This window comes from Veillonella dispar (assembly GCF_900637515.1).
Lineage (GTDB): Bacteria > Bacillota > Negativicutes > Veillonellales > Veillonellaceae > Veillonella > Veillonella dispar.
This window is the reverse complement of record NZ_LR134375.1, coordinates 166524-189515: the sequence shown is the minus strand read 5'-3', so window position 1 is coordinate 189515 and position 22992 is coordinate 166524. Positions and strand designations below refer to the sequence as shown.

At 41.0% G+C, this 22992-nt stretch carries 19 protein-coding genes; 3 read left to right on the top strand and 16 right to left on the bottom strand.

The genetic code is table 11. The features are described from left to right. Window positions 1-3 precede the first annotated feature (3 nt). From trpD to EL171_RS00780, 4 genes are all read right to left on the bottom strand, one after another. On the bottom strand, window positions 4-1014 hold the full coding sequence (gene trpD, locus EL171_RS00795; protein ID WP_005387558.1) for an anthranilate phosphoribosyltransferase: 1011 nt from the start codon (window positions 1012-1014) through the stop codon (window positions 4-6). Window positions 1015-1542: 528 nt separating this feature from the next. After that, the gene (locus tag EL171_RS00790; protein ID WP_005387556.1) at window positions 1543-2109 is read right to left on the bottom strand and encodes an anthranilate synthase component II; all 567 of its coding nucleotides are present in this window, start codon (window positions 2107-2109) and stop codon (window positions 1543-1545) included. Continuing rightward, window positions 2109-3578 (bottom strand): anthranilate synthase component I family protein, encoded by a 1470-nt coding sequence (locus EL171_RS00785; protein ID WP_039969504.1) that lies wholly within the window; start codon window positions 3576-3578, stop codon window positions 2109-2111. Before EL171_RS00785 ends, EL171_RS00790 begins: the two co-directional genes overlap by 1 nt. A 410-nt stretch (window positions 3579-3988) precedes the next feature. Then, window positions 3989-4918 carry a DUF805 domain-containing protein gene (locus EL171_RS00780; RefSeq protein WP_005387551.1) on the bottom strand — a complete coding sequence of 310 codons (930 nt, stop codon included), beginning with the start codon at window positions 4916-4918 and terminating at the stop codon, window positions 3989-3991. A 327-nt stretch (window positions 4919-5245) separates the two neighbouring features. Between EL171_RS00780 and EL171_RS00775 the strand changes: the two genes are divergently transcribed. Together EL171_RS00775 and EL171_RS00770 are read left to right on the top strand one after the other, a co-directional pair. After that, the gene (locus EL171_RS00775) at window positions 5246-7459 is read left to right on the top strand and encodes an SEL1-like repeat protein (RefSeq protein ID WP_005387549.1); all 2214 of its coding nucleotides are present in this window, start codon (window positions 5246-5248) and stop codon (window positions 7457-7459) included. A 66-nt stretch (window positions 7460-7525) separates the two neighbouring features. Beyond that, window positions 7526-8704, top strand: coding sequence for an MFS transporter (locus EL171_RS00770; RefSeq protein WP_039969502.1), 1179 nt, complete (start codon window positions 7526-7528; stop codon window positions 8702-8704). A 141-nt stretch (window positions 8705-8845) separates the two neighbouring features. Here EL171_RS00770 and dcuC read toward each other — a convergent pair whose 3' ends face one another. From dcuC to EL171_RS00755, 3 genes are all read right to left on the bottom strand, one after another. Next, window positions 8846-10099, bottom strand: a complete 1254-nt coding sequence (gene dcuC / locus EL171_RS00765) for a C4-dicarboxylate transporter DcuC (RefSeq protein WP_005387545.1) — start codon at window positions 10097-10099, stop codon at window positions 8846-8848. Window positions 10100-10255: 156 nt separating this feature from the next. Next, complete coding sequence (locus tag EL171_RS00760) at window positions 10256-11500, bottom strand: M20 family metallo-hydrolase (RefSeq protein ID WP_005387543.1); 1245 nt, start codon at window positions 11498-11500, stop codon at window positions 10256-10258. 132 nt (window positions 11501-11632) lie between these two features. Next, the gene (locus EL171_RS00755) at window positions 11633-12928 is read right to left on the bottom strand and encodes an amidohydrolase (RefSeq protein WP_005387541.1); all 1296 of its coding nucleotides are present in this window, start codon (window positions 12926-12928) and stop codon (window positions 11633-11635) included. A gap of 135 nt (window positions 12929-13063) precedes the next feature. Between EL171_RS00755 and EL171_RS00750 the strand changes: the two genes are divergently transcribed. Beyond that, the gene (locus EL171_RS00750) at window positions 13064-13252 is read left to right on the top strand and encodes a hypothetical protein (protein ID WP_005387539.1); all 189 of its coding nucleotides are present in this window, start codon (window positions 13064-13066) and stop codon (window positions 13250-13252) included. 197 nt (window positions 13253-13449) lie between these two features. On the opposite strand, the gene EL171_RS00740 is transcribed toward EL171_RS00750, so the two are convergent. From EL171_RS00740 to EL171_RS00700, 9 genes are all read right to left on the bottom strand, one after another. Further along, a complete protein-coding gene (locus EL171_RS00740; RefSeq protein ID WP_005387535.1) occupies window positions 13450-14391 on the bottom strand; it encodes a DMT family transporter in 942 nt (313 codons plus the stop codon). 92 nt (window positions 14392-14483) lie between these two features. Continuing rightward, window positions 14484-15377 (bottom strand): DMT family transporter, encoded by an 894-nt coding sequence (locus tag EL171_RS00735; RefSeq protein WP_005387534.1) that lies wholly within the window; start codon window positions 15375-15377, stop codon window positions 14484-14486. A gap of 4 nt (window positions 15378-15381) precedes the next feature. Beyond that, the gene (locus EL171_RS00730) at window positions 15382-15858 is read right to left on the bottom strand and encodes a NanQ anomerase/TabA/YiaL family protein (protein ID WP_005387533.1); all 477 of its coding nucleotides are present in this window, start codon (window positions 15856-15858) and stop codon (window positions 15382-15384) included. Between the two features lie 306 nt (window positions 15859-16164). Then, entirely contained in the window at window positions 16165-18231 is a 2067-nt protein-coding gene (gene fusA, locus EL171_RS00725) for an elongation factor G (RefSeq protein WP_005387532.1), read from the bottom strand. Window positions 18232-18364: 133 nt separating this feature from the next. After that, window positions 18365-19030: a hypothetical protein gene (locus EL171_RS00720; RefSeq protein ID WP_005387531.1), complete on the bottom strand. Its 666-nt coding sequence runs from the start codon at window positions 19028-19030 to the stop codon at window positions 18365-18367. Between the two features lie 30 nt (window positions 19031-19060). Further along, the gene (gene hydE / locus EL171_RS00715; protein WP_005387530.1) at window positions 19061-20197 is read right to left on the bottom strand and encodes a [FeFe] hydrogenase H-cluster radical SAM maturase HydE; all 1137 of its coding nucleotides are present in this window, start codon (window positions 20195-20197) and stop codon (window positions 19061-19063) included. After that, a complete protein-coding gene (locus tag EL171_RS00710) occupies window positions 20184-20930 on the bottom strand; it encodes a YaaA family protein (RefSeq protein WP_005387529.1) in 747 nt (248 codons plus the stop codon). The genes hydE and EL171_RS00710 overlap by 14 nt, the downstream gene beginning before the upstream one ends. Continuing rightward, window positions 20908-21510 (bottom strand): hypothetical protein, encoded by a 603-nt coding sequence (locus EL171_RS00705; protein WP_005387525.1) that lies wholly within the window; start codon window positions 21508-21510, stop codon window positions 20908-20910. Before EL171_RS00705 ends, EL171_RS00710 begins: the two co-directional genes overlap by 23 nt. 208 nt (window positions 21511-21718) lie before the next feature. Beyond that, window positions 21719-22981, bottom strand: coding sequence for an Nramp family divalent metal transporter (locus EL171_RS00700; RefSeq protein WP_005387523.1), 1263 nt, complete (start codon window positions 22979-22981; stop codon window positions 21719-21721). Window positions 22982-22992 lie beyond the last annotated feature (11 nt).

Below are 22992 nucleotides of genomic sequence, written 5' to 3'. Positions count from 1 at the left end.
TGGTTATACCTCTTGGGTTGCTTTCACAAATTGTTCCATTGTCGCAAGAGCCTTGCCAGAGTCGATCATGTTTTTCGCCTCTTCAATGCCCTCTGCTAATGTAATACCATCTTTTGCAAGGTAAATCGCCATGCCTGCGTTAAGGAGAACTGCTGTGCGTTTACCACCTTGCTCACCACCGAGAACGCGGCGTGTAATCTCAGCATTTACCGCAGCGTCGCCACCTTCAAGCTCAGTTTTATCAGCGTATTCGAAACCATAGTCCTTAGGATCGAATTCGTAGCTTGTGAAAGTACCATTATTAATTTCGCATACGTACGTTTTGTTGGTAGCCGTAATTTCATCAAGGCCATCAAAGCCGTGTACAACTGCGCCACGTTTAACGCCAAGATTAGCCAACACGCGAGCCAATGGTTCTACTAAAGATTTATCGTACACGCCCATCAACTCCACAGTAGCGCCTGCTGGGTTCGCCAATGGTCCAAGGATGTTGAACACAGTACGAACGCCTAACGCTTTACGTACAGGGCCAGCATATTTCATAGCTTGGTGGTATACAGGAGCAAACATGAAGCACATATTGGCTTTATTGAGAACTGCCTCATTTTGTTCACCGTTAAGCTCTAATTTAGCACCTAATGCTTCGATCAAGTCAGCAGCGCCACATTTACTAGATACACTGCGGTTACCATGCTTTGCTACAGGAATACCTGCTGCAGAAATGATAAAACCAGAAGTAGTAGAAATGTTAAACGTATTCGCTTCGTCACCGCCAGTACCTACAATTTCCACAACAGTACCTTCATGAGGCACAGAACCTGCTTTCTCACGCATAACCTCAGCAAAGGCTGTAACCTCATCTACAGTAGGGCCTTTTGCCGCCAAAGCGCACAAGAAACCCGCCATAGGAACCTCAGCTACCTCGCCGCTCATAATCTTATTCATTGTATCTTTAGCAAGATCGTAGGATAAATCCTGACCATGCGTTACTGCATATAATGCGTCTTTAATCATTTTATATCTCCTTTTGAGGATGTCTATTAAATTGACACCATATCTACCTAGTCGGTACCGATTGGGTCATGCCCTCAGCCTCCAAGTGGCCACCCCCCGCTATGCGGGGCGCCAAGTCGGCTTCGCACATAACCCAATCGCACCTATCAGCTAAAAAATCATACCAATTTAATAGATATCCCTCAAACAAACTATTATCAAATGATCCTGCGCATTATATGCAGTAACGCACAGGTCATTTCTTTATCGAGAGTGGGAATGGTGGTGCTACGCACCACTTTTTCTTATATTAGGGGTTCTGGTTCGCATATTTCTTTAGAAAAATATAGTTACTGTTCGATATATGTATTGTAGAGGGGCTATTATAGGTACTGCCAAGATTGAGTTGGCAGGAAATAAGGTCTTAAGGAACGACTTGGCGGCCCCACGTAGTGGGGCGGTGGCCACTTGGAGTTCCGAGAGACCTTATTTCTGCCCGATCGTTCTAGTAACTAATAATAGCCCCTCGATACCTAAATTAAACAGTGGTTATTTTTCTAAGAAATTGCGAATCATTTGTTCTCCGTTTGGTGTCATGATGGATTCCGGATGGAATTGCACGCCGTAGATTGGGTAGTCTTTGTGTTCTACGCTCATTACTTCGCCGTCGTCGGTAATGGATGTAACGATGAGTTCGCTTGGCATGGTTTCGTCAATAATCGCCAAGGAGTGGTAGCGTGCTACTTCAAATTGTTCAGGTACATCTTTAAGGATTTTAGATGGGTGCACTTGTTTGGCTACGCTTTGTTTGCCGTGCATAACTTGTTTTGCGTAGGAAACGGTGCCACCAAATACTTCGCCGATGGCTTGGTGACCAAGGCATACGCCGAGGATTGGGAATTCGCCTTTGCATTCGCGCAATAGGTCTTCGTATACGCCCGCATCAGCTGGTCTGCCAGGTCCTGGTGAAAGTATCACATAGTCTGGTTTCAAAGCGCGGATTTCTTCAACTGTTAATTCATCGCTGCGGATGACTTTAATGTCTGGATCGATAGAGCCTACTAATTGGTATAAATTGAAGGAGAAGCTATCGTAATTATCTATAAGGAGTACCATTATTCTACCTCCTGTGCATCTGTAATTGCGGAAATCATGGATTGGCCTTTGATCAAGGTTTCGTTATATTCACTAGCAGGAACACTATCGCGAACGATACCAGCGCCAGCGCGAACATAAACCTTACCACCTTTATTCATAGCCATACGGATGCCGATACATACGTCCATATTACCGGAGAAGTCGATGTAACCTACAGCGCCGCCGTATACACCGCGCGGGCTTTTTTCAAGTTCGTGTAAAATCTCGATAGCACGAATCTTAGGAGCCCCGGACAAAGTACCTGCTGGCAATGTAGCACCGATAGCATCGAGAGCATCTTTACCGTCTTGAATGTCGCCGCTTACAGTAGACGTAATGTGAATTACGTGGGAGAAACGTTGCAACATATGTAACGCCTCTACTTGTACGGAACCGAATTTAGCAATTTTACCTAAATCGTTACGGCCAAGGTCAACGAGCATGTTATGTTCAGCCAACTCTTTCTCGTCGTTAATGAGCTTTTCTTCAATAGCGAGGTCCTCTGCTTCGGTTTTACCGCGGCGCATAGTACCTGCAATTGGGAAGGTGTACATTTTACCATCTGTCAATTTTACCAATGTTTCTGGAGAAGCACCTGTAAGCTCTACATCGCCACCGGATAGGTAGAACATATATGGAGATGGGTTCAATGTACGCAATACGCGATACGCATTTAACAAGCTACCATCGAACTCAGCTTCACGGCGGTTAGATACAACACATTGGAAGATATCCCCTTCCTTGATGTAATGCTGTGTCTTTTTAACAATTGCCTCAAACTCGTCCTTTGTAAACTCAGAGGTAAACTCTGTTTTAAGGATGCCTTTGGGAACATCTGCCTCTTTGCCGTTTACTACGAGATCAGCTAATGCTTTAAGTTCAAGCTCAGCCTTGTTGTAGTTACGTTCTAAATCGCTAGTGCTAATATTAGCAATCAAGTAGATTTTATTTTTATAATGGTCAAAGGCGATTACCTTATCAAAGAGCATAAGGTCTACATCGTTTACCATAGCAGAGTCATCATCTGGCGTTGGGAAGTCCAATGTTGGCTCAATGTAACGAATATATTCGCAAGCAAAGTACCCTACAAAGCCACCTGTGAAGGTTGGTAGTTCTTCTAAGCGAGGGCTTTTGTATTGGCTCAAAATATTGCGAATCTCTGCAGCTGGGTCAGAACACTCAAAGGTACGTGTTGTACCATCTTTGATAGTCATTTTATGGTTTTTGCAGAAGAGCTCAATCTTAGGATCATAGCCCAAGAAGGAGTAACGGCCCCAATGATTACTATTATCCGCACTTTCAAGCAAGTACGTATGACTGCTCACTTGTTTTAACGCTTTCAACACGCTAATCGGTGTGCGTACGTCGGATAAAATTTCCATATATACAGGCACGATATCGTAGCCCGGTGCGATAGCTTTCACACGGTCTAAACTAGGAAAAATCATGAGAACCTCCATCTGGCGTTGGCCAATAAAAAAACTCGCCCATGACAATATAACGTCAAGGACGAGTCTATAGTTCTATTTTTACAAGAGTATTAGAAAATACTTGTATTATGCTATAAATCGCGGTACCACCTTGTTTGAATGCAGCGCACTCCTCTTTCGCAGGATACTAACATATCCCTCACGACTAACGCTCGTGTGACGTCGCACCATACTAGGAATGAAATTCATTCTGTTCCATGCGCCCTCGGTGGTCCATTTAATAAGCTGCGTACTACGGGTTCTCAGCTAATCCCGCTCTCTGTGAGTGCATTTCCTATTTTTATCTCCACCTCATCGGTTTCTTTTAGGCGAGTATAAAATTATAATCTGATTATAATGTTTCTATAGAATGAAAGTCAAGGAGAATCTTAACTTTCAATATGCCAAGATTTTTTAAACAAAAGATGATAACTAACAAAAATATTAATATACGGAACGAAAAGACCAATAATCCATAACCCACTTAATAGGGAATCATGAAGTCTACGTATGCCTAATGTAATCATTGCTATAGCTGGCCATATCAGGATAGCCATAAATCCCCAACGTGGTATATAAAGAGGTATACCAAGCTGAACAATTAACGATACTACGGCTATAACCATATTCATAATGACATCCATGAAAAGACGAGTTCCTATGAGACCAACCCAAAAAGCTGATACAGGAGTCCTTCCCTTAACATCAAAGATTCTAGCAAATAAAACATCCCATATACAGCTACAAATATAGTCAAATTTACTATTATTTGTAGCTTTAGTAATCGTGGAACTTCGAGTATAGGAAATAATATAGTTATTATAGCTATCTCGTCCTTCATCTAAACCATACTTATTAGAATCCGGTACACTAAGAGGCAACGCAAAGCAAGCCAAGATGAAATACTGCCAGAAAAATCCGTCCCAATGAAAGCCTGTATTGATAAAGGTTTCAGATATAGATTCCCAACTAAAACTCATCCCCCAATACACCCACAAACTTAGGTATGCTATGGGAACTAATATCATATACCACAAGGATGAACCACAGTCATTTAGTCTACGTTTGAGAATAAAAATAGATGCAATTACATGTATAATCTGCAAACATCCAAAATAAATATATGACAAATATGTACTGCCTTGAAACAGACCATCTTGAATAAATCCTATCAATACCACAAATAGAAGGTACGCTAAAAATTTACTTCCCATTAAACCGAGCACAGCCCACAAAAATGCCAATCGGCCTATACGTTGATTCACTCGCAGCATTTCTATATTTTGTTTAAATAGTGAAATTTCATTATGTAACCACATTAAAATAAAGCTCTCTTCTCTCTCATACCGAAGGATATCTACAAATTAAAGCTATGTAAATATAATCAATACAAAAATATATAGATAAATAATAATATCAAGCTCCAAATACGGCAATCATCATATCAAAATTTATATTTCTCATATTCATCCCTTTTATTGTTATATCACACCCAGTTTTCTATCTATTCTAATATAAATAATTAAAATTGAATATATTATTCCTCAAGCAATCGATAATTTATATTGTTTTCCTCTAAACACTAATAGTATACTGAAACTACATATGTTATCAGCTTTTACTGATTATTATGCGAAGGAGAGAGTATGAGTTTTTATTTCACGGATCAAATACAGCAGTCTTTCAATAAAATATTCCACCAGTGTAATAAAGATATAGCTTGGGCGGGCAAGTCTGAGCTTGATGCCCTTGTGAAACTTGACGAGGAAGGCCAAAAGGTTCCAGGTATTGGTGATGTGTACGCTATTTTGGCACGCGTCTATTCTGGCCCTCAGTTCACCTGGATTGAAGCAGGTTTCCCCGAGGATGATACTAAGGCGTATAGTTATTTACATACGGCTATTCGCAAAGGCAGTGCCATCGATATTTTACAGGCTATGCGTACCTCTGGTGCCCTTACACCTACTATTGAAAAAGAGATGCCTATGACGAAGGACCAAGCATTCCAGCGCGTCTATGAGGGCGCCCAAAAGGGTTGTTCTTACTGTGCATACGCCATTGCCAATGTATTCCAATGGGGCGATTACCGCCTCTTGCCATCTGCACGAAAGATAGTTAATGAAGGTGAACCATCTGGTGTTGTCCATTTTTTTAAATCTTTATTTGTACAAGTAGATCAACGTAGATTGGCAAATAAAGTAACGGCCATTGCGCAGCAATGGTTACATAAATCTGCAGCGGCAGGTCTTGTCATTGCGTACCGCAACTTGCGCCTTACCTATGCCGAGCAAAATAATAAGGCAATGGAAGAACAAGTTATTTTTGAAGGGGCTGCAGCAGGTTTGCCACTCATGATGTATTTAGCAGGCGATATTTGTAAGTCTCGCGGGGAGCATGAACGAGCACTCGAATATTTTGAGCGTGGCGTAACCATGAATAATGGCATGTGTTTGCGTGAAGCTGCCGAGTACTATGCAAAACCATGTGAGTCTAACAAAAGAATCCCTCAGGATATTCAAAAGGCCCTCAAATACTACGAGCGTGCTGCTATAAGCCCAGATTATTTAGACTTTAACGACCACGCTTACGTTACAATGCAAGCCATCATTCTTCGCACATTAAATATCGATGGTCAGTCCCAAGACTGGTCTCGCATCGCTCACTTATTACAACAACCAGCGATTTACACTCTCGATGCGATTTGGCCGTATCTCGCTTATGTATTTACTTTCAAAAAAGGTAATACCCCTGCCATAAGAACCGCCATAGAGTGCGTTAATCAGGCTAGCAAATGTTTCGATAGATACGGTAGTTATGACTATGCTGACCATCTATGGCAACTGGCCGCCGGCTATTGCTACGAAATTGGTGCCATTACAAAAGAACCGGATTTAGACCAAGCCGTTACGTTTTACGAGCATGCTCGTGAAAGCATCAATCGTCTCAACACAAGAAATGATAATTGGTTAGGCACTGGTAAGCCGTTGGTAATTCCTGACGAAGCATCTGAGCGATTAGAGGCCTTTGAACTCGTTGATGGACACTATCAGTACAAAGAAGGAATAACGCAATCTTCTACAACATGTAATCCTATGCCCCCTGCTTGGCCTCAAAACTCCGTAGATGTATTAGAAATCTTTGAGGACTCTACTACTGGTTGGCGCACCAATAGATACGACTGGAATTTCATTCAACGAGAATGGGATACACAAAAATATCTCAGCTTTATCATCTACGATAATCGCCAATCCATAGAAAACGTAATTTACGATGTGTACAGTATCGTTATGTTCCACAATGAAGATACAAACTCTTGTACTATCTATCTATACGGCTACATTGAGGAGCCTAGCGAACTAGATGAAAACGTGGATCCTAGAGTATATGAAATAAGATACTTTAAAGAAATGTCCATTCCTGCAGGTCTCGCTTTAATTAAAGACTTCTATGATAATGCTACATTACCTGTTATTGATGAAAGTTGGGAGAAACAGTACAAAAACACTACGCCTCCTCGAGAATATGTATTAACTTGTGACAACGATATCTTCTACCTTAATCAATATGAACTTTCCAATCAAATGATCAAGGATGCCTTAGAAGGCGTAGCGAATGGCAAGTATAATATTATTGAGGTTCGCCCTTCTAGCCTTGATGAGCAATGTATTAGCTATTACATCGAGCGCGCAAAAGGTAAAAACTTACGCATTCGACTCTATGCCACTGTAGATGAGGACAACGAATATGGCTTTGAACGAGAGTCTTGCAACTTAACCTCCATCAACTACTGGATTCAGGACTCTATAACTAGCAATAAGCTTCCTGACTTAAGTGATTGGGATGAAATTAAAAAGAAATAAGGATATTATTTTATTAAGAACATACTAAAACTAAGAAAGTACTAAAACTAAGAAAGGAGGGATACTTTGGAAACATGGAAACGAACGGTGTACATCAGTTTAGTCTGTGTATTCTGTACAGCCTTTGGTGTAAGCCAGTTAGCTCCAATTCTGCCTTTATACTTTCATGATTTAGGCGTACAAACTCCAGAAGCTATGTCCTTATGGTCTGGGTTAGCCACTGGCGCAACCTATATAATCGTTTGCTTAGCAGCACCATTTTGGGGGCGTGTTGCCGACAAAAAAGGTCGTAAAATTACATTAATACGATCTAGCTTTGGCATGGCATTATGCAATATATTAATTGCTTTTCAAACTACACCCGAAGGGGTTGTTTTAATCCGGCTCGTCCAAGGTCTAGTAAGTGGTTTTTACTCGGCATCAATTACATTAATAGCTTCAGAATCACCTATTGAGCGGACAGGTTGGGCCTTAGGATTATTAGCATCTGCTAATCTTGCTGGTTCACTAATAGGGCCTTTATTGGGCGGCTATATTGCAGATACAGTAGGCATTCGCAATGACTTCATCATCGTCGGTACGCTCATGGGTTTAGCTGGTGTGCTGGCTACTATATTCATCCATGAAAATTATGTACCACAACCGAATCCTGAAAAACTTTCCATCCGTAAGTTGAAAGAGCAAATACCGGAATTTAATAGTATTGTCGCATTATGTGTAGCGTCCTTTATCTATGCAATATGCATCATGTCCTTACAACCTGTTATCTCTGTATATATTAAGGGAATCGTTCCTAGTGATACAGAAAATCTAGCATTTATTGCAGGCGCTGTATTCTCCGCTATGGGTATTGCTCAACTTATGAGTAGTTCTCCACTAGGTAAATTAGTCGACAAGATTGGGCCACGGAAAGTATTAGTAGTATCTCTTATTTATGTAGGGATTCTAAATATCCCTCAAGCCTATGTTTCTGATGTATATCAACTTGCAATAATCAGGTTCCTACAAGGTTTTGGTTTAGGTGGCATGTTGCCTGCTTTAAACACCTATCTATCCTCAAAAACGCCTCGTGAATTTACAGGACAAGTATTCTCCTACAATCAATCTTGTCTATTCTTTGGCTACTTCTTAGGATCCGTCGGTGGTGCTAGCCTTATGGCATGGCTAGGCTTTACTACCCTATTCTGGGTTAGCGGTGGCTTATTTATTATTTCCGCTCTCTGGATTGGCTTCAAACTTAAATAATAGAAATCTACATTATAAAGAGAACCCCATCATGATATTAATCATGATGGGGTTCTTTTCTTGTGAACTTTAAATTTAAGGTCGTTGAGCAGATGTGCTTTATAGCATTACAACTGCACAACTACTTTCATCTAATTATAATTATAATAACAATAGCATAATCACTACTGTAGCAATAATACATGGTACAGCATTGCGTTTTGCCATTTCCATAGGGTTAATGCCTGCAAGGCCAGCAATGATGATACCTGCACCTGCTACTGGACTCATACTACGACCGATGCCAGCACCTAATTGGGCCATAGAGCCGAGTTGCATGATGCCATAGCCAAAGTCTGCTGCATGAGGTGTTACAGCTCCGTTAAATGCAAGGGCTGCTGCATTACCAGAACCAGAGATAACAGCTAATAAGAATGGACCAAAGGCCGCACCAATTTGAGCGATTTGTTGAGAGTTCTTCATACCATCAATGAGTGCATTTGTAAGCCCAATGTACTGCATACCCGCAGTAAAGGCTGCCGCCGCAGCCATAAGACCCACAACATCACACATACCATCGCCAGTACCGCGGAAGAATTTCTTAACTGCTTCCGTTACATTAGGACGTACGGCAATAATACCGATAGCTGTACCAATGAGCATAGATACAGGAACAGAAATTTCAGGAATCACTGCTACTTGTTTACTACCGAGTACGAGTAATACAAGCGGAATAATTGGGATGATAGCATATAAATAATTTACTTTAAATTCTTTGCCTTCTTCTTCGTTAGCCTCTTTCAATACATATCCTGTATGCTCTTTCTTAACGATAGCTACGATATTGAGCAAAATAGCTGCTACGACAATGCCAATAATGGCTTGCATAGAAAAGCTAGCGATAACGGTCATTACGTCTTCACCGGCAAGTTGTGCTACTTGAGGGTTAAACATAAGACCAGGACTCAATGCACTACCCCAAGTTCCTAAGAAAATAGCGGAACCTGCCATCGCTGGATGCACACCGGAGCGAATAAGTGCAGGAATTAATAGAGCACCTACTGCAGCTGCACAGCCTGCCGCTGTAGGTAACGCAATATTGATCAAGAACGTAATAATAACAGCACCAGGAATGATGATTTTAGTCATCTTTTTAAGGCCTGCAGAGATGAAATATACCATGTGCTCTGTACATTTTGTATACTCCATAACATAACTAAAACCAAGCACTGTACAAATAGTTGGTACAAGACCTGGATTTGTAAGCTCTTTTACAAAGGCTGTCGTACCAGCACTAAGCTGCCCACCTATAAAACACATTAATAAGCCCGATAATAACAACACAAGCCGTGTTTCAAACTGCTTAATAATGGCAATAAACGTTGCCACTACGATAACAACACCAGCAATAACCATAATCTCTCCAATCCATGTATTCCCTATCAATAGCAAGTATTCTCTGCCATTCTATTACGGAATACACCCTTCTAACCACGTAAAACATGATATCTTAGCTAGTTAACACAGATCTAACTAAATTATATCTACATCAAATATTCCACAGTACTCAACCTAGTTAAGTTTAGTACTTTCTAAGCTAAGCTTTCTTAGCACCGTGTCTAATATCTTAGCTCCCGTAACGATGTCATCCATATCTGCAAATTCAGCTGGATTATGGCTGATACCTTCACGGCATGGGATAAAAATCATTCCTGTAGGAACATCATCAGCCCAATGCATGGCATCATGACCAGCACCGCTTGGCATGGTCATATAGTCTACGCCTACAGACTTAACAGCCTCTTCAATTTCGCGAATCATAGCCGGATTCATCACTACAGGATGATCCTGTGCAACAGGTTCAATCGTATAGGATAAGCCTCGTTTCTCTGCAATAACATCAATAAATTCCTTAATGAGGGTAACTACAGAATCTCGGGCCACCTTAGAAATACTGCGAATATCTACGCCCAGTTTAACTGCTCCAGGAATAACGTTCATCGCTCCTGGCACAACCTCTACTACACCGACTGTACCCACTACTGGAGGCTCCTCTTGCATAGATGCAATCTCCTCAATACCGAGAATGATTTTAGAAGCCCCACAGAGTGCATCATGACGCAAGTTCATTGGTGTAGCCCCACTATGATCTGCATTGCCACGAATGGTTACATAGAACCGCTCTGGTGCGGCAATACCAGTTACAACGCCGATGGGTTTAGCTTTGTGCTCTAACACTTTACCTTGTTCAATATGAATTTCTGTGAAAGACTTTACAGGTCGTTTATATTCCATATGTTCAATAGCATCTAGATTTAAATTACGCGCTTTTAATGCGTCATACAAGGAAATACCTTGTTTATCTACTAAGCGATGTAAATCTTGCAATGTCAATTCACCGCGCATAGCTTTACTGCCTAATGTGGCTGCTCCAAAGCGGCTAGACTCTTCACACATAAAGTCTACCACTGCAATGGTATGATCATGTTCAAAACCATCATCAGTCATACTGCGAACCGCTTCGATAGCAGATAATACACCCACCACACCATCATAATTGCCTCCATTAGGCACGCTGTCCGTATGAGAACCAACCATGACAACCGGTAAATCAGGATTCTTACCTACCTTATAGCCTAGTACATTTCCAAAATCGTCTATCTCTACAGTTAGACCCGCATCAGTCATACAATCAATAATATATTGACGCCCCTTCCAATCTGCATCGGTAAAAGCTAGGCGATTGATTCCCTCACCAGGTGCAGTCAACTGTGCCATAGCATCAAAATCTTTAGCTAAACGCTCTCGTTGAATCATATAACACCTCACAATCTAATACTCATATTACATCTAATATATAGCACACTATACATATTTCGATGCATACATCTATATAGTTATGTACCTATAGCTTGGATGTATGCATCACAATATCTCAATCAATATGTCCTATTTTAAATAGTGAGTAGCAATTGTACCTAACGCAACAATACCGTTTAGCATGTCTTCTTCATCGATATCGAATAATGGATTATGATGAGGTGCTTTAATAGCTGAGCCCAATACCATATAGGTTGCTCGACCACCACGATCAATAACACGATTTAAGAAGTAAGCACAGTCTTCACTACCGCCACCGCTATAATCGAATGGAACTTCTTTAAAGATACCTAATGGTTCAATGATAGATTGTACTTCGCGAGCTAAATCATCGCTAATACGTCCTGCAGGAGTTTCACCTTGTTTTGTAATTTCAAAGGTACAATCATGCATTTCTGCAGCACCTTTAATAATGGTCTTAGTACGTTCAATCATATAATCATTGATCTCTGTAGTAGCACCACGAGTTTCTAATTTAAGTGTTGCTACATCAGGAGTAACATTGCGACCTGTACCACTTTCAAAAACGCCTACATTCATGCGAGATGCACCCCCACTATGGCGAGCAATGGCTTGTAAGTTAATAACAGCTGTACAGCCTGCAAGCATGGCATTTTGAGCCTTTTCTGGGGAACCACCTGCATGGGAAGAATAGCCATGGAATACAGCATCAAGTTTTGTAGTCGCTAAAAAGCCATGATCACTACAAGCAAAGCAATTAGATAACTGTTCATTGAATCCGATATGCATGCCGAACATCAAGTCAACGTCATCTACTACGCCAGCCTCTACCATCGCTTTAGCACCACGTACGCCTTCCTCTGCTGGTTGGAAGATAAGTTTAATAGTACCCTTCAAGCCATCCTTATGTGTAGCAATATATTCAGCAAGGCCAAGGCCCATTGTCATATGTGTATCATGACCACAAGCATGCATAGCCTTCTCATGGCGGGAACGGAAACCATTCTTAGCAGGAATATGGTTAGATGCTTTAGATTCGATTACATCATTGGAATCCATATCTGCACGGAACGCTCCTACAGGACCATCATCACTGAACTTCATAGTTGCTACGATAGCTGTTTTACCATAGCCCATTTTTTCTACGAGCTCAGGATCAGCGCCTTCATCCATAGCGCGAGCCATGGCTGCTTTCATAACCTCTTCGCTAGGTAAACCCATACGAGAATCTAAATCGAGTACATCTGCACCAAGTGCTACATCATACCCTAAAGAAATTATCTTTTCAGCTACTTTAGAAGCAGAACGATATTCAAGCCAAGCTGGCTCTGGATACATATGAAAATCACGACGCATAGCGATAAAATCATCACGTCGTTGTTGTACGAAATCTTTTACAGACATAGGAACCTCCTAAAAATTAATTAGTACTTATATATTAACTATATGAATAGATAAGTAAATAGTCAATAAAATAGGTCATGTATACAAAATAAAGAGACGAGCTATGCTATAATAATAGTAATAAAGGAGGTGCCTATGACATTAAATGTAAATAAAGAAAAACTCACCATTTTAGATGTACAATTTGATAATTATGAGGACTTTGATGCAGTTTGGTATGCCATAGGTTCATCTATGATTGAAGACTTCACTCCTACAACTGAATCAGTTCTAGAATTAAAAAATTATGTTACAAACAGAAGGAAGGAACTACAAATTGGCTAAAAACCAATACGAAGGTTACCACTACATAGATTTAGATAATTTCTATACCTATGAAAATTCATTTGTATTAATAAATAAACAAAATATTCTAGATCCTAACTTAGCAAAAAATATAATATTTGATTACAAAAAACACATATACCTCATGGTATATGTGTTTTCGTTTGTCTAATTAATTTCTATTTAATTAAGTTTCTTTAGTTTATCTCTACTTTGTTCAGTTTTTCTAGCACTTCTCGTTTGATTTGTCGTTGTCGATCCCAGGCGATAATGAATACGGTGGCAATGATACAAATCATACCTATAATTCCGATAAAGGTAAATTCATTTCCCAATAATGCCCAGCCAAATAGAGCGGCTGAAATCGGTTCCAACGAAGAAAGAATAGAGCCTTGTACGGCACCAATCCGTCGCACCCCTTCGATATAAGCATTAAAGGATACAACCGTCCCCAATATAATAATGGCGAATAATCCAAGCCATGTCATACCATCCCAAATTGCTTCAGAATCGATTTGCTGGAACATGGCTAACGAAATAACCCCACAGATAAACATGGCAAAACCAACAATCGATGTAGTGCCATATTTCTTTAATAGTTCAATAGGTTGCAATGTATAGACACAGATGCTAGCTGCAGAAATGAGTCCCCACAGTAAAGCTTCACCATTAATATTTGCCATATCTAATCCATCTTGTGAGACGATACAAACGGTGCCAATCATGGCTAATACAACACAGCCAGTTTCTGCAAGGGATGGCTTTTTAAAGTATCGTAGGAAGAGATAAATAATAATCAACGTTGGCGCTACATATTGAAGGACCGTAGCAACACCCACGCCAGATATAGCGATGGCTCTAAAGTATGTATACTGCGCTAAAGCGATGCCAAGAACACCGAAGATGAGCAATTTACCAAAGTCTTTTTTATTTTTAAAAATATCAAAGATGCGCATCCCATCTTGCATATAGGCCAATATAATCGTCAAGAACCCGGCCACGAGTAACCGAACCTCTAATAGCCACTCTACATTTAAGTGTTTTGCCCCTTCCAGATATTGTACAGATGTGCCTGAAAGGCCCCAAAACAAGGCTCCTAGAATGGCTAACGCCATGCCAATCCACTGTTTCTCCCCCATCTAATTCCTCCATCTAATGCGACATTAAAATACTATAACATCATAACAAAGAGGCCTCTAAACCGCAATATACAGCAAAGAGACCTCATATATTAATTACGTTTTTCAAGAGCGATAATAATAACAGTAGCGATGATCATGGCCATGCCAATTAGCCCTAATGCACTAAATTGGTTGTCTAAAAAAGCCCATCCAAAGAAAGCCGCCGAAATCGGTTCAATAGATGACAAAATAGAGCCCGGCACAGCGCCTATGCGCTTAACACCTTCTAAATAAGCATTAAAGGATACAATGGTCCCAAGAAAGACAACATTGAAACAGCCAATAACTGTCCATACATCCCACAAGGCATACGAATTTGGTTGGTGGAACAAGATAGCCGCCACAATACCACTGAGGAGCATACCAAAGCCTACAATCGGTAAGGTGCCATATTTATATAGTAAATCTACGGGAGAAACACTATATACAGCGACGCCCACGGCAGACAAGAGGCCCCACATAAGCACGGCCAGAGGGAAGCTTTCAAAAGAAAAGCCATCATTCCCCATCAAACAAATCGTACCTACCAAGGCCAATATAACAGAAATAATCTCCCCTTTAGAGGGCCGTTTACCATAACGTGCTAGCATATAAATAATAATCATGGATGGCGCCAAGTATTGGAGTACCGTCGCAATGCCAGCCCCAGCCAAAGCAATGGATTTAAAGTATGTATATTGGCACAAGGCCATACCAAATACGCCAAAAACGATAAGGCCTACTATATCTTTCAAATTTCGAAAGACATCAAAGATAGCATTACCATACTTAAACCACGCATAGATAACGGTTAATAGCCCTGCTGTAATTAATCGCATGGTAACTAGCCATTCTAAGTTCATATCCCTAAAGTTGCTTAGGAATTGTACTGAAGCACCTGATACGCCCCATAAAATGGCACCTAATAGGGTTAGTAGAACACCTATAACTTCGTATCGCTTCATAGGATTACTCGCCTAAGAGATCCACGTGCACTTTTACAACAACCTTGCGGATTTTAATAGGCTTATCATTAACCGCTAACAAAGGTCTATGGATATCAGATGGGAAGAATACCGTATAATACCCTTCCGGACAGTGGATGTGCCCTTCATCAACGGCTTCGTTTGGATAGAAATAGCAATCTCGTTCTGGATAGGATTCAACAGGTTTAACGAGACCTTTATCTACGAAAAAGCCCATATTTTCTTCGCCGCTCACCATAAATTGAATATCTACATAGTTGCGATGAGATTCAGGTTTCGTAGTTTCAAATAGCTTGGTTTCTACATCGTCCACATTGGCATACATCATGTCACCTTCAATTTCATGACGACCGCCTGGCAATGCTTTCAAATCTGTATTCTTTAAGAAATCTAAAGCTCGTACGATGGCTTTAGGATAGCCCATTTTTGTATAATCTGCAGTAATGCTAGAGAAAAACATATACGATCCTTTCCCGTTATATGGAAATAACACCTGATATATAAGCAATTATATTACCTTTAATGTTAGCACATATATACATAAAGGACTAGCCATTATACGCTTTATATGAGGCGCAAATATGGTAAGGCATATATAGTAAAAGCCCTCCATACGCTACATATATGGAGGGCTCCTGTAAAATACTATTCAAATTTATGACTTACGTCAATTGTTATGCTATTAAGTTGTTACTATATGCAATTATCTATTCAGTTGTTGTGATTCTAACTGTATTTGATACAGTACGTGGACATGGTCTTAACTTTATTCTTGAGTCTTATGAGCAGCGATAATTTCTTCCGCTTGCTTATGTGGAACCTCTTCATAAGTATAGAACTGACGGTTAAATACGCCTTGTCCTTGAGTGATGGAGCGCAATGCTGTCACATAGTCGGCCATTTCAGCCAATGGTACTTGTGCTTTAACAACAGAAATACCTGTTCTTTCACTTTGTTCCATGCCTAATACACGACCTCGACGGCTATTTAAATCACCCATGATGTCGCCCATGAAAGCATCTGGTGCATACACGTTAACTTCATAGATTGGTTCTAATAGGACTGGTTTCGCCTTAGGAATTACATCCTTGATAGCCTGTGACGTAGCTACTTTGAATGCTAACTCTGAGGAGTCTACGCTATGGTAAGATCCATCCAAGAGTGTCACTTGCACGCCAATCATAGGATATCCCGCAATTAAGCCTTTATCTAGGGTTTCTTTGGCACCCTTTTCCACTGCTGGTATGTATTGTTTAGGTACAGCACCACCAAAGATTTTGTCTACGAACGCAAATTCGGTACCATCATATAATGGGTCCACTTGAATCTTAACGTGACCATATTGACCATGACCGCCACTTTGTTTCTTATATTTAGACTCGGTTTCAGCGGAGCCTTTAATGGTTTCGCGGTATGGAATGTATGGAGTCACAAGTTTAGCTTGTACGCCATATTTACGATCCATTTTGTTGAGGATATGCTCGAGATGAACCTCGCCCATACAATCGATTTGTAGTTGACGGGCCTCAGCATTTTTCACTACTACGCAAGTAGGATCTTCTTCTGCTACTTTTAGAACAGCACCAGCTAATTTTTCCTCCTCACCTTTTTTCACAGGTTCTAATGCCACTGTGTATAGAGGTTGAGGGAATCGGATAGCATCGTATGTTACTTTAAAGTCAGGAGCAGTTAAAGTATCGCCAGTTTTAGCATTAGCCAATTTCGGTATCACTACGATATCGCCAGCTTTAGCGGCAGATACTGGGATTTGTTGCTTCCCGATAAGGGTAACCATCTTGCCCCATTTTTCTTCTACGCCTTGGTTTACATCATAAAGGCGGTCGCCTTCTTTAAGTTCACCAGAGAAGATACGTACAAAGCTTTGTTTGCCTGCGAATGGGTCTAACAATGTTTTAAATACGAATGCAGTTAAAGGTTTGTCTACATGTACTACACATTGTTCGCCGGTTTCCGCATCAGTTGCGGTCATCACTTTTTTAGTTGCATCCGGCATGTAACGAATCATACGATCCAATACTTGATCTAAGCCAATACGAGATGTGGCACTGCCACACATGATTGGGCACACACGGCCACTAATCATCCCTTCACGCAAGCCTTGGCGAATTTCCTCTAAAGATAACTCTTCGCCTTCTAAATATTTTTCCAACAATTCATCGCTACCTTCAGCCGCGGCTTCTACGGTCATTTCCCGAATTTCTTGAGCCTTTTCGATAAGGTGAGCTGGTACAGCAATCTCTGTTGGTTGGCCGTCCTTGTAAGTAAACGCAGTCATTTTTGCTACGTCTACGACGCCTTCAAAGTTGGCGCCTTCACCGATAGGAATCTGCAATGGCATAATGCCTTTGCCAAATAATTCCCGCATTCTTTCAATAGTACCGAAGAAATCGGCACCATCCACATCCATTTTATTGATAAATGCCATGCGTGGCATTTGTAATTCCACTGCATAATCCCAAGCGCGAACTGTGTCAGTTTCTACACCAGATGTGGCGGATAGTACCATCAACATACCATCGCACGCACGCAAAGCGGCACGAACTTCGCCATGGAATTCATTATAGCCTGGAGTATCTACGAAGTTAACCTTATGGTCATGCCATTCACATGGAGCCATGCCCAATTGGATTGTTACGTTACGTTTAATTTCTTCAGGTTCAAAGTCCATAATATGTTTATTGTCTTGGCCTTTACCTACGAAATCAACCGCACCAGAGGTTAACAACAAGGATTCAACAAGAGCTGTTTTACCTGCACCATCGTGGGAAACAACAGCAACGTTTCTAAATTTATCACTACTGTACTCTTTCATCGGAATCGCCTCCTTAATGGCAAATTACGGCTTTTGCTAATACATTTCGACACCCAAATAGAAAAGTCCTCTTTTTCCGAAAAATTTATCAAAAAAAGAGGACTCTTTATTAATATTAATTTATATATCAGTATTATCTACCCACTAAAGAGGCACAGCCACCAAGAAGTGCCATGAAGATTGCCCAGATAATCGCAAAAATGATAGACGTAATGATACAAGCAATGAAAACTTTCATTTTAGTAATCATGACTTGTCTAGCCATAAGTTCTAAGGATACCCAGATAGAAATAATAATTAATGCCACGGTTCCTACAAAATATACGAAACCAGCAATAGCACTACTATCGAATACAAGATCTAATAGCCCCATCAAGATCAAGACTATCATATAACCAATACTAAATAATAGTACTTCATACCCTTGTAGATACCAGCTAACTTTCATAATGGCTTGTACATTGTCTGTACCACCCATCTTAGTGATGACCCAGTTATATACATAAGAACCGATAGCAACCATTACAAAGGACCAACCGATACTGATAAGCCATGCAAAAACAAATATAAAACTTGCACCGATACCGATTAAATAGGTTAAACCAGTAAATTCATTATGAGGGAGAAATGGAATTAACATAGTCCCAAATAAAGCCAATATAATATATGGAATAGCCCATAAGAATACAGTTCCCCAGAAACCTTTTTGCAAAGTGCCCGATTGCACCACTTGATCAATACCTCCTTTAAAAGGACTTGCAAACAACCGCCAAAAATCAGAATACCATTTTGTCTCCATAATACAACCTCATATACAAACTAAAACTCTCTAAAACTCTCCCGTACGTTTACCGTAGTGCTTAGAGTCTCCATTTTGTTTCCAGCCTACGGTATCACCGATGGACATTACGCGACGCGTTAAGCAGTCTTTACATTTGTCTGCATTATCATCTACGCAAGGTTTGTTATCGTACAGCAAATATTTTGCACGGTGTTCCGGAATGGTAATAATAGGCATCAAAATATTAGCACCCGCAGCAAGGCCTTTTTCTCGGCCTAATTTATCAAGCGCTTGTAATGCTGTTGTGGCTGCAATATTTACGTCTTTCAAGAATAACCGTGTCAACGCAATCATTTTTAGGCCCAATTGAATGCGGCGCAATTTACCTGCTTCGTCATCGATGCCCATCGCCAATGCCTCTTGGCCTAGCGGCGTATCGTGATGTACCACATACGGACCCATGCCAATCATATCGATATCCATATCGCGATAGAACAAGATATCATTTACAAGGTCTTCTTCGGTTTGACCAGGCAAACCAATCATAACACCTGTACCCACTTGGAAACCTACGCGGCGCAAGCTACGTAAGCATTCTACGCGCGTTTCAAAGGAGTGTAGTTCATCTTGAGGATGAATTTTATGATATAGCTCTTTATTTGTTGTTTCAATGCGCAATAAATACCGACTAGCGCCGGCTTCACGCATGCGGCGGTACGCCTCTTCGCTTTGTTCCCCTACGCACATCGTAATGCCAAGGGATCCATCGCCAATGGCTTTAATGTCGCGAATTAAATCTACCACATAATCCACAAAGGCATCATCACAGCGTTCACCAGATTGGAGCGTAATAGAACCATATTCATGGTCATAGGCCCACTGCGCCATTTTGATGATATCTTCACGGTTCATATCAAAGCGTTCCGTCTTGTCATTTTCACGACGGATGCCGCAGTAATTACAGTTTTTAATGCATCGGTTCGAGAACTCGATGAGGCCACGATAATACGCTACAGGCTTTACATATTTCGCCTTTACTTCATAAGCCTTTTTATATATTAACTGCAACTGTTCTTCGTCAGTTACAGACATGAGAAATCTTAGCTCATCCTCTGTTAGCCATTCATCGCCAACGAGGTCTTTTGCGAGAATGTCTTGCACTTGCAAACAATCACTTCCTTTCATAACGAACCGTCATCGATTCGCTTGGTATGGTAATGGATTCGATATCTGTAACACAGGTAAATCCATTGATTTCGCGCGGCAAATCCCGTACATGTTTCACTTGCTCCGTCAAACATGCATGAGCCATCATGCCACGACTCATTTTGGAGGACGTACTCATCTGTTTAAACGTGTCGCCTCGCAATTCCCAAAACTCAACGGTTACCACCTTTGGATGGTTCACCATTTTCGCGTATTCTTTAGACGCTAGATTTAGGATCCAATCTTCCTTGTGAAAGTATGCATCCACCGTTTCACGCCACGTATCGTATAAATTAATGCCTACCTTATCGACCATATCGAGTCGATAATCGCGCACGCCCATTGTAGGCTCTACAACGCCGTACAACGCAGACATCACAACGAGGTGGCTTTCACCAAAGGCCTTAGCCTCATCAGACAAGTTGGCCCAGTCTAAATATTTGAAAGCAATGCCATCGTAGCTTTCACAAGCTAGGCCTACAGGATGGGATTCAAAATCTTGATAGAAATCAAAGAGAGCTTGGGCCTTGTCATCCTTTAGCTTTAAAGCCTTGCCAAGGGCCATTACATCAAGGGACTGTACATGTTTTACAATCTCTTGCGTGATGTGCGGCTGAAACTGACCGTCTCGAACTGCATGATTGACTGCCCCATCATTCTTTGCAGCATCGATAATTGTTTTTGTCTTACTAGGAGAGAGGACGATTTTCATGAGATAATTCCGCCTTGATAGTTTCCTCTGTCAAATTGTCAATCAACTCAGGATTCCACAACATGAGAGGCACCGCCACAACGTGGCTAGCTTTCAATTCTTTACATAATCTAATGCATTCTTTGAGGTAATCAGAATCTTCGTCTACAAGGTCACATACGATAACAACGTGACGACCTTTAAGGTTTACACCTTCGTAATCGATGCTTTCAGCAGACACAGTAAGCATACCTGTTTCTAGTCGACCTTCGCTCATGTCGTTCAAGCGAGACATCAACACATGCTCAAGCATAGTAGATACAGGTGTTACTACGCGGCCAATACCGAGAAGTGCCTCAGGTTGTGCATGAACGATAACTGTTTTCTTACGTTTATCAGTTCTATACTCAACGAGAGCTTTTTCTAAAGCGCCGAAGAATACGAATAATTGCCAAGGATCAAATGAACCAGTTTGGAACATGTCGATAATAGAACCATCCTCATCCATATTTAGGCGCGTTAATAATTCCTCTGCAATATCGTTTACTACAACACTGAAATCAGATTGCATTGCATCTTGTACTTTTACTTCGTCTGCCATTAGGTCCTCCTAATTTCTATCTATTACACTGGTGGGGGAATTCTCCCTACAGATTTATGCTATCTTTAATTGTAACATATTTTATAGCCCCCATGGGTATTCTTGGATACGCTTTTTACATAATCAATATACATAACCGAATACAAAAAAGACCGCCAACGCGGTCTTTTTCTCTATCATTATTAGCTTTAAATGATGAGCTTATATGTTATGCGCCTACATAGAGTAAGTAGATATTCATAACAGTTACCACAATACCAATGCCCCATAATAGTACATTCGTATATGTATGGTTCGCATATTGCCCCATTACCTTGCGGCTACTAGTCATATAAAGCTGCAAGAAAATTGTGATAGGTAGTTGCAAGCTCAAGAACATTTGAGAGATCAACAAGGCTTGGAACGAATCGGTAACGAATACAATCAAAAGCAATGCTGGAATATAGGTTAATGCCAAGCCTAATCTTGTATGAAAGTCTTTCATATCGTAAGACTCACCAAACATACCGGCAAAGATACTCGCCCCTGCCATACCTGCCGTAGCAGATGATGCAAAGCCCGCAAAGAGCAATGCGATAGCAAAGATAGTGCCTGCTGCAGGTCCAATGAGAGGTCGTAACAACTCCTCAGCCTGTTCAAGCTCCGTTACTTCAATGCCATGAGCAAAGAACACTGCCGCCGCCAATAAGATCATGGCGGAGTTAATCATCCAGCCAATACCCATAGATAATAGAGTGTCTAGAAATTCATAACGCAATTGGCGCTTCATTACAGAAGGATCTTGCGTGTTGAACTGGCGACTTTGGATGATTTCTGAGTGCAAGAACAAATTGTGAGGCATAATAACCGCCCCTAAGATACTCAAAATAACGAGCATCGATTCATTAGGAACCTTAGGGTCTACCCAACCAATACCAGCTGCCGCCCAATCTACATTGACCATATTGACCTCTACGAGGTACGCCAACGCAATGAGGGATACGAATCCTGCAATGATACGCTCTAGCTTCCGATAAGAGTTTGTTATGAGCATAATGGTACAGATAATAGCCGTCAAAACACTACCTATCAAAAGAGGAATGCCAAAAAGCATTTTCAATGCGATGGCTGCACCGATAAACTCGGCCAGTGCGGTCGCTGCCGCTGCAATGCCCGCCGTACTCAATACGAACCTAGACACGTAACGCGGCAAGAATTCATAAGCACATTCGGATAAACATTGGCCTCGTACAATGCCTAAGTGGGCCACGTTATGTTGCAATAAAATAAGCATAATCGTAGATAGCGTAACTACCCACAATAGTTCATAACCATAACTAGCACCAGCAGCGAGATTGGCCGCCCAATTGCCAGGGTCGATGAACCCAACCGTTACGATGATGCCAGGTCCTATATATTTAAAGACCTCGCTCACCTGCTGCTTACCGTTTTGGTGGACGGTAAACAGCTGTTTCTTTAAAAAATCAATCATTATAACTCCTT

Coding starts and splice junctions, on each gene's coding strand:
- trpD (WP_005387558.1), bottom strand. CDS start 1,014: ATGATTAAAGACGCATTATATGCAGTAACGCATGGTCAGGATTTATCC.
- EL171_RS00790 (WP_005387556.1), bottom strand. CDS start 2,109: ATGGTACTCCTTATAGATAATTACGATAGCTTCTCCTTCAATTTATAC.
- EL171_RS00785 (WP_039969504.1), bottom strand. CDS start 3,578: ATGATTTTTCCTAGTTTAGACCGTGTGAAAGCTATCGCACCGGGCTAC.
- EL171_RS00780 (WP_005387551.1), bottom strand. CDS start 4,918: ATGTGGTTACATAATGAAATTTCACTATTTAAACAAAATATAGAAATG.
- EL171_RS00775 (WP_005387549.1), top strand. CDS start 5,246: ATGAGTTTTTATTTCACGGATCAAATACAGCAGTCTTTCAATAAAATA.
- dcuC (WP_005387545.1), bottom strand. CDS start 10,099: ATGGTTATTGCTGGTGTTGTTATCGTAGTGGCAACGTTTATTGCCATT.
- EL171_RS00760 (WP_005387543.1), bottom strand. CDS start 11,500: ATGATTCAACGAGAGCGTTTAGCTAAAGATTTTGATGCTATGGCACAG.
- EL171_RS00755 (WP_005387541.1), bottom strand. CDS start 12,928: ATGTCTGTAAAAGATTTCGTACAACAACGACGTGATGATTTTATCGCT.
- EL171_RS00750 (WP_005387539.1), top strand. CDS start 13,064: ATGACATTAAATGTAAATAAAGAAAAACTCACCATTTTAGATGTACAA.
- EL171_RS00740 (WP_005387535.1), bottom strand. CDS start 14,391: ATGGGGGAGAAACAGTGGATTGGCATGGCGTTAGCCATTCTAGGAGCC.
- EL171_RS00735 (WP_005387534.1), bottom strand. CDS start 15,377: ATGAAGCGATACGAAGTTATAGGTGTTCTACTAACCCTATTAGGTGCC.
- EL171_RS00730 (WP_005387533.1), bottom strand. CDS start 15,858: ATGTTTTTCTCTAGCATTACTGCAGATTATACAAAAATGGGCTATCCT.
- fusA (WP_005387532.1), bottom strand. CDS start 18,231: ATGAAAGAGTACAGTAGTGATAAATTTAGAAACGTTGCTGTTGTTTCC.
- EL171_RS00720 (WP_005387531.1), bottom strand. CDS start 19,030: ATGGAGACAAAATGGTATTCTGATTTTTGGCGGTTGTTTGCAAGTCCT.
- hydE (WP_005387530.1), bottom strand. CDS start 20,197: ATGAAAGGAAGTGATTGTTTGCAAGTGCAAGACATTCTCGCAAAAGAC.
- EL171_RS00710 (WP_005387529.1), bottom strand. CDS start 20,930: ATGAAAATCGTCCTCTCTCCTAGTAAGACAAAAACAATTATCGATGCT.
- EL171_RS00705 (WP_005387525.1), bottom strand. CDS start 21,510: ATGGCAGACGAAGTAAAAGTACAAGATGCAATGCAATCTGATTTCAGT.
- EL171_RS00700 (WP_005387523.1), bottom strand. CDS start 22,981: ATGATTGATTTTTTAAAGAAACAGCTGTTTACCGTCCACCAAAACGGT.